Origin of the sequence: Salinicola corii, assembly GCF_008298015.1 — a bacterium.
GTDB classification, from domain to species: Bacteria; Pseudomonadota; Gammaproteobacteria; order Pseudomonadales; family Halomonadaceae; genus Salinicola; species Salinicola corii.
This window is the reverse complement of record NZ_VTPX01000004.1, coordinates 1-12683: the sequence shown is the minus strand read 5'-3', so window position 1 is coordinate 12683 and position 12683 is coordinate 1. Positions and strand designations below refer to the sequence as shown.

The 12683-nt window shown below is 63.0% G+C and carries 8 protein-coding genes; 1 reads left to right on the top strand and 7 read right to left on the bottom strand.

From position 1 onward, the window contains the following. Positions 1 to 141: 141 nt before the first annotated feature. The 7 genes from F0A16_RS08525 to F0A16_RS08495 form a co-directional block, all read right to left on the bottom strand. Positions 142 to 4968, bottom strand: coding sequence for an ExeM/NucH family extracellular endonuclease (locus tag F0A16_RS08525; protein ID WP_187775951.1), 4827 nt, complete (start codon positions 4966 to 4968; stop codon positions 142 to 144). 136 nt (positions 4969 to 5104) lie between these two features. Further along, positions 5105 to 5920 (bottom strand): phosphodiesterase, encoded by an 816-nt coding sequence (locus F0A16_RS08520; protein WP_149434979.1) that lies wholly within the window; start codon positions 5918 to 5920, stop codon positions 5105 to 5107. A gap of 18 nt (positions 5921 to 5938) precedes the next feature. Next, positions 5939 to 6937, bottom strand: a complete 999-nt coding sequence (locus F0A16_RS08515; RefSeq protein ID WP_149434978.1) for an ABC transporter ATP-binding protein — start codon at positions 6935 to 6937, stop codon at positions 5939 to 5941. Beyond that, entirely contained in the window at positions 6934 to 7749 is an 816-nt protein-coding gene (locus F0A16_RS08510) for an ABC transporter permease (protein ID WP_223119742.1), read from the bottom strand. Before F0A16_RS08510 ends, F0A16_RS08515 begins: the two co-directional genes overlap by 4 nt. Before the next feature lie 163 nt (positions 7750 to 7912). Continuing rightward, a complete protein-coding gene (locus F0A16_RS08505) occupies positions 7913 to 8731 on the bottom strand; it encodes an ABC transporter permease (protein ID WP_149434976.1) in 819 nt (272 codons plus the stop codon). A gap of 1 nt (position 8732) precedes the next feature. After that, positions 8733 to 9752 carry an ABC transporter substrate-binding protein gene (locus tag F0A16_RS08500; protein WP_149434975.1) on the bottom strand — a complete coding sequence of 340 codons (1020 nt, stop codon included), beginning with the start codon at positions 9750 to 9752 and terminating at the stop codon, positions 8733 to 8735. Between the two features lie 13 nt (positions 9753 to 9765). Continuing rightward, positions 9766 to 10800, bottom strand: a complete 1035-nt coding sequence (locus F0A16_RS08495; RefSeq protein WP_149434974.1) for a LacI family DNA-binding transcriptional regulator — start codon at positions 10798 to 10800, stop codon at positions 9766 to 9768. Positions 10801 to 11280: 480 nt separating this feature from the next. On the opposite strand from F0A16_RS08495, the gene F0A16_RS08490 reads away from it, so the two are divergent. Then, a partial coding sequence (locus F0A16_RS08490; RefSeq protein WP_149434973.1) for a hypothetical protein occupies positions 11281 to 12683 on the top strand: 1403 nt, incomplete at its 3' end.

Sequence of the window (12683 nt, the reverse complement as noted above, 5' to 3'; positions counted from 1 at the left end):
ATTACGTGGATATCCAGATGATCTCGGTGATGGCGTTCACATCCTGAAGCATGACGAGTGCAATACGAGCCCTTCCGCTTCTCATCAGCGACCCGCCAGCATCTCACCAGCTATTCGCCACCATTTCCCAGCCATCCGCGATTATCCCATCAGCGACGTGCTCTCGGCATTGCTGCCGAGATTGACCCCGACGATCACCGGGTCGTGGTCCGAGGCGCGGTAGGGGCCGTCGTCGTAGAACGACTCCACTTGCTCTTCGGACTTGTACTCGGTGTTGTAGTCGAACACCGTCGGCTCGTCGGCGTTGATATGCCAGGTGGTGGTGCCGGTCACCTGCGCGTTCATCGATTCGTTGGCCAGGGCATGATCCAGCGAGCCCCACTGGCCGTCGTAGCTGTAGGAGTCGTCATCGTCGAGCAGCGAGAAGCCGTCGCCTTCGAGCGTGGTGATGGGATCCTCGCTGGCGTAGCTGTTGAAGTCGCCGATCAGCAGCACGTCGCTGTCGCCGCTGCCGGTGGGGTCGCTGGCGACCCAGTCGGCGAGCTGCTCGGCGGCTTCGACGCGGGCCGGGTTGTTGTTGCCCTGGCCGTCGCCGATAGCGTCCTGGCCATCGATCACGCTGCCCTTGGACTTGAAATGGTTGACCGCCACCGAAAAGGTCTCGCCGCTGGTGTTGTCGCTGAAGGTCTGCAGAATCGGTACGCGGCTGCCTGCGGCGAAATCGCCCTCGTAGACCGCGGCGTCGCCCTCCGGCGTCACCGAGCCCGCCTTGTAGATCATGCCCACGGCGATGGCATCGCCGCCCGGCGCCACGGTATCGCCCCCGGTGTCTTTCGGGGTCACGTATGCCCACTCGGCGTCCGGATCGTCGGTGTTGAGGGCGTCGATCAGATTGGCGATGGCGCTATCCTTGCCGTAGCCGTCATTCTCGATTTCCATCAGCCCGACCACGTCGGCGTCGCTGCCGTTGATGGCGCTGACAATCTTGTCCTGCTGGCGGGCCAGCTCCAGAGCGCTGTCCGCGCCGCGCGGGTCGTGCTCTGTGCCCGCCGGGGTGGTGACGCTGTTGCCATTCTCGTCCAGCGTGGTGAAGTAGTTGAGCACGTTGAACGAGGCGATCTTGAGCGAGGCGTCGCCGAGTGCATCGACGTCCGGCGTGTCGCGGCGTTCGTTGGTGGCCTGGAAATCCTGGCCCTCGCTGCTTTGCAGGCGCCACTGCTGGTAGTTGAAGTCGAGCACGCCGGTCGCCTGATCCAGGGTATCGCCGCCGCGCAGGGTATTATCCGCCGACAGCGGCTCACCGTCGCGGCCGAAGATCACGCTCTCCGGATTCTGCGTGTTGCTGGCGTCGTCGAGCACGATGGAGCGGCTTTCGGCTTCGTCCAGCCACTGCTGATAACCGGCCTGATCCGGGGTGTGGTGCTCGGTGTACTGCTCGAGCCGTCCGCCGGAGGATAACGTCACCGTGCCGTAGCGGCCGAGCTCGTAGGTGTCGGTGACGGTGAGTGGCGAGTCGTTATCACCGCTCATGGCCACGCGCATGCCCTCGAAGGCGGAGAGCGTCGACTTGTCAGCGATTGGCAGCGTCAGTTCGGAGATCGAGGGCAGTGCCTGATCCCGTGCCTCGACCTCAAGCGCGCTGACATTGGAGAGTTCGGTCTTGCCCTCGTACTGGGTGACGGTGCCGGAGACGCGGATCTGATCGCCTACTGCGACGTCGGCCTCCGGTGCGTAGACGAACAGACCCTCGGAGGTTTGGGCATTGTCGTCCCAATCGGCGTCCTGCTCCTGGATGAAGAAACCATCGAGACCGGCCTGCGAGGTCAGAGTGACGACGGCGTCGAGGGTGACCTGCTGGCCCTCGAGCGGGCTGATCATGCCGCTGCTCTGGACAGCGGAGATCAGCGTGACCGCGCCTGGCGGAGGCAGTGTTTCGCCACTGTCCCCGCCGGTATCTCCATCGTTTCCACTGCCGTCTTCGGTCTGGTCGCCAGGCCGGCCGAGTCCATCGAAGGTGTTCTGAGGCAGCTGCTGCCACTGGCTGGCGTCGAAGCTGTCGCTACCGGTAGTGACCTCGGCATCGCGGCGCAGCGTCACGTCCTGGGCAAAGGGGGTGGCATCACCGACCGTGCCGACGATATCGACGAGCGCGCCATCGACATCGGTGAGGGCGACGGCGTCGTTGCCGTTGAAGTTGATCACGCCGCTGGTGGTGTCGCTGCGCGCAAGCAGATCGGCATCCGCCTGCGAGTTGGCGATCACCAGAGTCTCGCCGGCGGCGAGCGAGTCGGCGAAGGTGCCGAGATCGACACTCGCGGTCGCCGTCTCGCTGCCGTTGGCGTAGAGCGAGAGTTGGAATCCTTCGAGCGACAGGGTGTCGCCGCCACTGTTGGTCAGCTCTACCGCCTTGTTGTAGCCGCTGCCCTCGACGTATTCCGAGATCAGCAGGCCGCCTTCGTTTCCGCCATCGCTCTCGTCGGCGGTCAGTCTGCCGGGGGTGGCGATAGCGGGGGTGTCGTCATCGTCGCCGCCGAGCGCGTCGCTGGCGACGCCGCCGTTGTCCAGGGTGGTGAAGCGCTGGTTGGCGACATCCCAGGAGGCAGCGTCGTTGTCGTCGGTATCCGGATAGCTCGTGGCGGCTGCCAGGGTGTCGCGGCCGGGCTCACCGAGCCACAGGGTGACCTGGTCGCCGCCACCGCCGAGCCCGGCGGCACTGCCGGTGTAACCGACCTCGACGCCGTCGAGGTCGGCGTCCGAGCTCCAGGCCTGGCGGAACTCGTCGGCCGCTTCCCCGTCGCCGTCGACCATCACGATGGCGGTGGCCCCGGGGGCGAGGGTCGTCAGTCCCTGGATCTGGGCGGCATCCTCCGGGTCGGCGCTGTCGTCGTCGTAGTAGAGCGGCGTCTGGCCGAAGTCGATCGTCTCGTCGCTGTTGTTGGTGATCTCGAACCAGTCCTCGGTGACGTCGCTGCCGGATTGGCCGGACCAGATCTCGCTGACGGCGATGCCGAGGTCCTGCGGTTCGGGGTCACCCAGCGGTGCGTGGCCGGTCTCTACGATGAAATTCTCGTCGCCGCCATCGCTATCGCCGTTTTGCCAATTGTCGGCGTCGTTCAGTGCGTCGTGCAGCGCTACCGCAGTGCCGTCGGTGGCGCCGACGTATTGCCATGCCTCGTCACCGGCCGGTAGTGACAGATCGGCGTCGTCGTCATTCACCCCCAAGCGATAGCGTGCCTCGCCGTCGACATCACTTACCGTCACGCCGTTGTCCAGCGACAGATCCAGTTCGCCGTCGAATTGATCGGCATGGGTGTCGGAACCGATTACGCTGCCTGCGGCCACGCCGTTCTCCGGCGCCGTCCAGGTGACACGGGAATCGCCGCTTTCGAAAATCAGCGTGGCCCCGGGGGTGATCGCAGCGAGCGCGACGAAGCTGAAGCTCGAGTCGTTTTCGTCGACGGCCGTGAAGGCCACATCGCCGGGCTGTGGGTCGAGACTCGGCAGCGCGTCGAAGGTGACCGTGGAGGAAGTGAAGGTCTGGATGGCGTCGTCCAGGTCCTTGGACTCGATGCCGTCGCCGGACCAGTCGGCGGTGCCGTTGTCGTATTCGACGTCGACGCTGACCGAGCCGTCGGCGTGAACTTGAATGTTGCTCAGCGTTTCGGCGGTGCCGCCGGTCGCCTCGGCGTTGGTGTTGAGATCGACTCCCTCCACCTGCGCCACCTTGTGCGCGCCGTCCCATCGGTAGAGCTGGAAGTCATCGTTTCCGTCGTCGCCATCGTCGTCGCCCGGGTTCGCAGGTCCGGCGCTGATCAGCCAGGTGCCATCGCCGACGGCCTTGATATCACGGATGGTGCGGCCGTCGAGATCGAGTGCGATCGCCGGGCCGAATTCGGCCTCGTTCGCGTTACCGGCGGCCATCAGGTCGTCTACGTTGGCCACCGGTAGCACCAGCGCGCGGCCGTCGCTGTCGATGGGCGCGCGCAGGCCGAGATAGAGCGTGCCGTTCGCGTACGCCGATCCCTCGATTTCGAAGGCGCTGAAGTCGACGTCCGGACGGTTCTGCGCGGCCCAATCCGCGATTGCCTGATAGAGACCGTCGAACTGTCCGGTCACTTCGACCTGGAGCGAATCGGCGTCGTTCCCTGTAATGTGGGTGGCGAAGACTGTCGAGCGCTCGCTGTTGGAGAGCGAGCCGAGCCAGTAGTAAGTGCCATTGCCGGCGTCGACCACCGATTCGATATCGACCTCGTCGCCCTCCTCCAGGCCCAGCGCCGCGTCGAGATCGAAGCTAGCCAGCGGCGCACCGGAACGGTCGTGATCGTAGAGCCGCAGCGTTTGGTCCTCGTCGTCGCCGACCAGGATCATGTCGTCGCCGATGACGATGGCGGCGGAGGTGTCGGACGCCCCGGTATGGAAACGGGCGTCGTTGTTGGTCGCGGTGCTGTCGGCAGCGGCATAGTCGAAGGTGTATTGACTCTCGCGCTCGCCGTCGCTAACGGTCACCGTAATGGTGGCGTTGCCGGTACTCACCGGGGCGATGCGCAGCACGTCATTGTCGTCCAGCGCGGCACGGGCCACGCCGTCGTCGCTGCTCTCGACGGTCACCTGCAGGTCGTGGCGCGCGGTATCGGCATCGGAGAACTCGAGGGCAATGCCGTTGGTCAGCGCCGGGTCGGTAGGGTCGCCGATGACGCCGCGGATTGTGCCGCCATCATCGGTCAGCGGCAGTCGATGGGTGGCGTCGTCGATGACCTGGATGGTCGGGGCGGCGGGTTCGGCAGGCGGCTCGCCGTGTCCGCCGTGGTTGCCGCCCAGCCAGTCGAACAGGTCATCCAGGAAATGATCGATCCGCTCGAACAGGTTGCCGAGCAACGACTGGCCGTGCCAGGACCCCCCTCCGAAGGCTGCCGTCGTGACGTCATCGTGGAAGCGATAGGGTGAGGCGAGACGGGAGAACAGCGACATGGCGAGCATCCTTTGTACTGTCGGCGAGAAATGAAAGACGAATGTGTCTGCCGACCCTATGCCTCGAATGTTGTAAGCCTGTTGCAGCTAGATGAACTTGCAAGATCTTGCGGCAGGGAAATCCGCTCCGGTCCTGTCACTCATCGATCAAGTCGCCTTCCTCGTGAAACGGATAGGGCCCGGCATGGTCGCCGATCACGCCGTGGTGGGTGATCAGTTCATTGGCGCGCCAGAGGTGGAGCTGGTACCCCGGCGGTTCCATGACGAAGGCGGAGGGGCCGTCCTCGCGCAGATCAAGGGCGACCTGATGGGCGGTGCTGGGGCAGCAGCTGGCGATGGTGCCGGCGAAGCGCTGGAAGATCGTGCGATGCACGTGGCCGCAGATAATGCGCTCCACGTTGGGGTAATCGGCCACGATCGCGGCCATCCCGGTGGCGCCGGCCAGGCCGATGGCGTCCATGTGCGCGATGCCGGTGGCGAATGGCGGGTGGTGCATGAAGATCAGGGTTGGGCGTTCGGGCTGCTCGGCCAGCCGCGTGGCGAGCCAGTCGAGTCGCTCGGCGCAGAGTTCGCCGTGGCTCTCGCCCGGCACCAGGGTATCCAGCGCCAGCATCCTCAGCGGGAAGCGTTCGATGGCGTACTGGATGAACGGGCCGTCGCCGAGATAGTCGTGGGCGGGAAAGGCGTCGCGCATCGCCTGGCGATCGTCGTGGTTACCGGGGATCAGATACCAGGGGATCTCCAGCGGCGCGAGGAGTTCGGCCAGCGTGGCGTACTCTTCCGGCCGGCCGAAATCGGTGGCATCGCCGGTGATCAGGACCACGTCGGGCCGGGGAGCGAGCGCGTTGAGTGCGGCAATGGCCGGCGGCAGGTAGCGGTCGGTCTCCACCACGCGGTAGGCCTTCCGGCCCGGCTGGCGAATGTGCAGATCGGTGATCTGGGCGATCAGCATGAAAGATGACTCCCTGGTTCAGGCGGCGTGGGTCTGATTCAACGTGATGGATACGCTATCGCCCGGCTGCCACGGGGCGTCGGGTCCAGCCAGCGCGGTGAATGGCTGGCCGTCGTCGAGGACGAGTTCGAAGCGGACATGGCTACCGAGATAGAAGCGCGCTCGGATGCTGGCGGCCAGGCCATGGCCGGGCGCCTGGAGCTGCACTTCGTGGGGCCGGAAAGTCAGCGAGTCGACGCCATGATGATGCTTTACGGGGCCGCCCCGCAGATGACAGAGCGTGCCGAGAAAATCGGCGACGAAGTTCGAAGCGGGCTGACGATAGAGCATTTCGGGATTGCCTAGCTGTTCAAGCCGCCCGGCGGACATCACCGCCACCCGGTCGCCGAGCATCATCGCTTCTTCCTGATCATGCGTGACGATCACGCAGGTAATGCCGAGCTTCTTGAGTAGCGCCGAGAGATCCACCCGCAGCTGCTGGCGCAGCCGGGCATCGAGCGCGGTCAACGGCTCGTCGAGTAGCAGTACGCGGGGCTCGATAGCGATCGCACGGGCCAGCGCCACGCGTTGACGCTGTCCGCCGGAGAGCTGATCTATGCGCCGCTCGGCGAGTGCCTCCAGCTCGACCAGTTCGAGCATCTCGGTCACGCGGCGGTGCCGGGTGACGCTATCCACGCCGCGGATCTTGAGTCCGTAGCCGATGTTCTGCGCCACGTTCATGTTGGGAAACAGCGCGTAGCCCTGGAACACCACACCGACGCCTCGCGCCTCCGGCGCTGTCCTGGTGACATCGTCGCTGCCGAAGCGAATCGTACCGCCGGCGTCGGTCTTTTCCAGGCCGCAGATCATGCGCAGGAGCGTGGTCTTGCCGCAGCCGGAGGGGCCGAGCAGGGCGAGGGTTTCGCCGGCGCGCACTTCCAGGTTCAGCGGCTCCAGCGCTCGGCTGCCGTCGGGCCAGGTCTTGGCGCAGTGGGTCAGGGTGATGGAAAGCGCCTGAAGGGAGGAAGCAAGGGTCATGTCGAAGCTCCAAGCGTGATGCTGCCGGTGCGCGTGGTGCGGGCCGCGAACCATTGCAGCCCGACCATCAGTGGCAACAGCATCAACAGGAAAACGAGGGTGTAGGCAGACGCGACCTCGAGGCGCATCGAGGCGTAGCTGTCCGCGAGCCCGACCGGCAGCGTCTTGGTCAGCGGCGTGTGCAGCAGCCAGGTCAGGTTGAATTCGCCGATGGAAAGCGTCACCACGGTCAGTGCGCCGGTGACGATGCCGCTGCGGGCGGCAGGCACGATGATGTCGAAGAAGCGCTGGCGACGGCTGGCGCCGAGGGTCGCGGCGGCTTCGTCCAGCACCACGAGATCGGCGCCCTGCATCCCGGCGCGCACCGCACGGACCATGAACGGCAGCGTGAACAGCACGTGCCCGATGACGATGAATAGAACGCTACTGCGCAGCCAGCCGACGCTGCCCCAGGAGACGATCAAGGCCAGCGCGGTGGCGAGCCCTGGCACGGCGACGGGTAGCGTCAGCAGCTCCTCGAGCAGGCGGGAAAGCCGACCGGGGAACAGCGTCAGCACCCAGGCAGCGGGTACGCCGATGAGCGTTGTGGTGGCGAGCGTGGCCAGTGCCACGCCGTAGGAGCGCCAGATCGTGTCGGCATAGAGATCCCAGACCTGCGTCACCCAGTCCAGCGTCAGGCCGCTGGATAGCCCGACGAAATAGTTCTTCGTCAGCCCGGCGGTGACGGAGAGCAGCACCGGGCCGATCAGAAAGGCAGTGACGACGAGGGTAATCGTCAGGCCCAGCCGGGTATCGAAGCGAGAATGTGTCATTGGCATTGTCCGAAAAGTGCCTGCGCTTGCTCATACTGCGTTAAAAATCGGCTCAAAATACTCATTTACACCCTGTAAACTCCGTCTTCTCGCCGATTTTTGCCTTGTCTGATCGTCGCTCGCCGACTTTTCAGTCAAAGCCACGCAGATTCCACGAGCCATCTCAGCGCCTTTGTGCCGAACGGCTGGCGAGCGTGTTGGCGATATAGAGTGCCGCCCAGGTGGCCAGCCCCAGCACCACGGAGAGTGCCGCAGCAACCGGGATGTTGGCGTAGTTGGTGAACTCGTCGTAGATGGTGATCGGCAGCACGTCGATTTTGGTGCCGAGCGTGAATACCGTGCCGAAAGCGCCCATGGCGGTGGCGAAGCACATCGCCCCGGCGGCGGTCAGCGCGCTGGTCAGCGCCGGCAGTTCGATATCCACGAAGCGTCGCCAGGGGCTTGCGCCCAGCGTTTGCGCCGCTTCCAACCAGTGCTTGTCGATCCCTTCCACTGCTGCCATCAGCACGCCGATGGTGCGTGGCAACAGGAAGTAGAGATAGCCGATGAACAGTCCCGCCATGCCGTAGGCGAGCACCATCGGTTCACCCGAGATCGCTTTCGCCAGCGTGTTGAGCACGCCCTGGCGGCCCGTGGCGAGAATTACCAGAAAGCCCACCACCACGCCCGGGAAGGCGAGCGGAAAGATCAGCAGCGACATCAGCACCCGCCGCCCGGGAAACGCCGGGTGACGGGCGAGAAATCGGCTGACCGGTAGCGCGATCGCGAGCGTGGCAAGCGTTGCCGCCAACGACAGCCCTACGGTGTTGGCCAGGCTCTGCCAGTAGCGCGGCTGGGTCAGCACCAGCCAGTAGGCGGAGACGTCCATGCCCTGAGGCGTCGCCGCGCCCAGCCCGGCCAGCTTGGCCATCGGCAGCAGCCAGAAGGCGATGAACAGCGTCACGGCCGGAATGGCGATGATCAGCCAGGCGCGACGACCCATCTCAATCCACCTCGTTGGCGTAGCGCTGGGAAAAGTCGCGCTGGGCTGCCGCCATGGCGGCGTAATCGACGGTGTCGGCGCGGGCGTAGTCGCTATCCGGCAGGAACTTCGCCTGGGCTTCCTTCGATACCGCGCCGGGGCGGACGGGACGCAGATAGGCGTTGGCCCAGATCGACTGACCCTTGTCGGAAAGCACGTAGTCGAGCACTTTCTTGCCCGCTTCCGGGTTGGGGTCGTTGGCGACCAGACTCATCACGTAGGGCACGGTGACGGTGCCTTCCTGCGGAATCACGAACTGCACATTGACCTTGTCGTCGTAACGCGCACGGTAGGCGTTGAAGTCGTAGTCGAGCAGGATCGGAATCTCGCCGGAGAGCACACGGGCGTAGGCGGTCTGCTTGGGCACGATGGGGTCGTTTTCCTGCAGCTTCTGGAACCACTCGATCGCCGGGGTGAAGTCCTTCAGCGAGCCACCCAGCGCGCCGTTGACCGCTACCGCGCCGACGTAACCGACGAAGGCCGAGGAGGGGTCGAGATAGCCTACCAGGCCGCGATATTCCGGCTTGAGCAGATCGTTCCAGGATTGCGGCACCGGCGTATCGCCTAGCGCATCGACATTGACCATGAAGCCCAGCGTCCCGGAGTGGATGGCGAACCACTTGCCGTCGGGATCTTTCAGACCGTCGGGTATCTCGTCCCAGTGGGCCGGCTTGTAGCCCTGTACCAGCCCCTGCTCGGCGGCCTGGATGCCGAAGGTCACACCGTAGTAGACGACATCGGCGACCGGGTTGTCCTTCTCGGCGGTGATCGAAGCCAGCGACTGGCCGGAGTTCTTGTTGTCCTGCGGCACGTGGATGCCGGTGTCGGCCTCTATCGCTTTCAACTGGGCGCCCCAGTCGGCCCACTCCGGCGGGCAGTTGTAGCAGATGGCGTTGTCGGCGGCCTGAGCCGGCAGCGAGCCCAGGGCAGCGCCGGTAACTCCCAACGCCATGGCGGCGGCGCGTAGCGTGTGTTTCAACATGATGAACCGATCCTCAAGGGTAGCGATGCGATGGATGAACGGCGTGGTGCGGCAAACTGGCGACGGTACCGCCGCCAAACAAGCGATGGGGTAGGCGCAGGGAGCGGCTGCCTTCGCCGCCGAGCGCGCTGAGCAACTCTTGGCAGGCCTGGCTGCCGATCTCGGTGCTGGGCTGGTGGACGCTGGCCAGTGACGGCACCATCAGCGCGCCGAAGGCCATGGCGTCGAAGCCGCACACCGAAAGATCCCGGGGCACGCGAAAACCGAGCGCCGCCAGTTCAAAGATCACGGCGGTGGCGAGCAGATCGTTGGAGCAGAACAGCGCGGTGGGCGGCCTGGGCGAGGAGAGCAGGCTCCTCAGACGAGCTCGGTCCGCCGCGGTGTGCCGGGGCATCGAGACATGGGTCGGCGCGGGCAGGCCCAGGCGGGCGGCACGATCCAGCACGCCATCAAGACGCTTCGAGGCGCGGTCGGAAGCGTCGAGCGGGCCGCTGATCATGGCGAGTTGGCGATGCCCACATGCCGCCAGATGCTCGACCATGTCGCCGGCGGCGGCGCGATTGTCGACGCTGACGAACGGATGCCGATCGCTCTCGTTGTAGGCCAGCACGAACGGGACGTCATTGGCGGTCAACTCGTCGAGAGTGGCGCTGGCGCTCGGGTCGGAGACGGTCAGGATCAACCCCTCGACACGGTGATCGAGCAGACTTCGCGCCGCTGTCCGCTCGCGCTGGCTGTCATATCCCGTAGTCGCCAGCATCACGCTGTAGCCTGCCTCCAAGGCTCGCGCTTCGGCGCCCTCGAAACAGGCCGCGAAGACCGGATTGGCCAGAGTCGGCAACAACAGTCCCAAGGTCTTCGTGCTCCCCGAGCGCAGGCTGCTGCCGACCCTGTTTGGCCGGAATCCCAAGCGTTTTGCCGTCGTCAGGATTCGCTCCCGCGTCGCGTCGTTGAGGAGCTCCGGGCGATTGAACGCACGAGACACCGTCGCCGGAGAAACCCCGACCTGCTCGGCGATCTGAACCAATGAGGGACGTGATAGCGGCATGACAGCGACTTTGCCTGCAACGATGAAAACGTTTGCAGTCTGGCGCTGATGCGTGACGCTACCGTGACGCCGGGATGTCAATTGGATGACATAGAACAAGCTCGACGAATTTCGATATCAACCTTCTGTTTTTGAAGAGTAATTAACGATGGACTACAAACTGCTTCAGATCCGCTCGAGAGATTTCATGCTCGAGCGCTCGGGTGATCCCAAAACAATCAGAAACCACCTGTTTCTCGATCACACATGACGACAACCAAAAGACAATACGCATCGTCTGGCAAAATGATGTGGATAGGTAATATGGGATGACTTCCATGGTGGACCCCTCAATAACATGAGATGCCATCCACAAGTTGTTTTTAATGGTTCAAAATAGATGCTTGTTCGTGCGTGGGGTGTTTTGAAATATTGCTATTAAAGCAGCCGTGCCGATTACAGCGATTATGATTCAGACAATGATTATCAGGAGTGAATCAAATGCCTATCGAATCAAGAGACAGCGAGCATCGCTCGGATCCCCGGAACGAAACTCCTTCTGGCGGGTTCGAACAACTGTTGATAGGAAGTTCTCGGCACGTGAAAGACCCTGCCCCCATCAAGGGGCCTATTGGCCTCACTCTCCCAACCCCCGAGCGAAGCGACGAGGGCCTGGAGATGCTCTATAAGCTGGAGAGTGATGAATATGCCTCTTACATGGATGGAAAACCACCGCTCGCGACCATAGACGGGCCTGTCTCGGAAGACGACATTGAATACGTCAGCGACGAGTACGTCGGTGGTGGCGGTGTCGTCATGTCCTACAGGTTTGACATGCTCGAGGTTAGAACCAAGAGCGGCGACAAGTTCCTGGTACACAAGGACATCACACCCGAGTTCTACGAGAAAGTGCAAGCACTCAAGAACGACGGTGCGGTCGAGAGTCTCGATGACGAGTATGCATGGTCGAGCGCTGACATCCCAAAGGGCGACAAGAGCTGGCTCGACCGGAAAAAGAATCAGGGCTTCGAGGTCATTACCCCCGATTCTAAAGTTACCACTCCTACCAGCCTGAGTGATGTCGAGTATTCCAAACGCTGGGATATTAAGTATGACCTCCCCTCCGGCGTTCAGATTGTCGATGATATTACTTCGTTTAGTGCCGAGGGCGGGACCATTATCTATAAGGGTAGTGATGGCAAACGCTATGCTGTTTCGGAGGAGTATACGCCCGAGGCCTATAAAAAAATCAAGAATCTCAAAGATACTTGGGATGGAATCGAAGAAAAAATCGATAGCGGCGATTATAAACTGCTCAATGGCAGCGATGACATCCCCGTGTTGAGTGGAGACGATGAAGTCGAGAACGTTACCGACGAGAAGGGCAGACTCGTCGAAGGCGTCAAGCTCGTCCATAAAGATGGTGAAACGTGGGTAGTGCTTGAATCCGGAACTCCACAGCACTATGAAACTATTACGGACTATGCCGCAGACAAGCATCGCGGTGATGCCGATGACCCCTTCCGGGACCGGGATCTGCCACTCGCGAGCGAAACGGACCTGATGGGAGCGGAAACCACGGTTGAAAAAGATGGGGAGTCTCTTGCCGTAGGTGATCTCTTCATGCAGAACCTGAAAGACAAAAGAGACGAGACCGACGATAAAGAACTCCAGGATAAACTGGATAAGTACATTCGACTCATGGAGTTGAAGTCGGATTTGAAGAATGGCATTGAGTTTCTTCCTTATCAGGTCGTTGATATGTCCGGTGAGGATAGGCGGTCTCAAGTTCCAAGCGCAACGCTAGTGGACACGATTGCCCTGCCCAGCAACAGAGCGCTGCAGGACTTCCGTAAAAACCTCAAGGGGTGGCCGCCAACCCAGCGTTTGACGAGGGCGTTCAT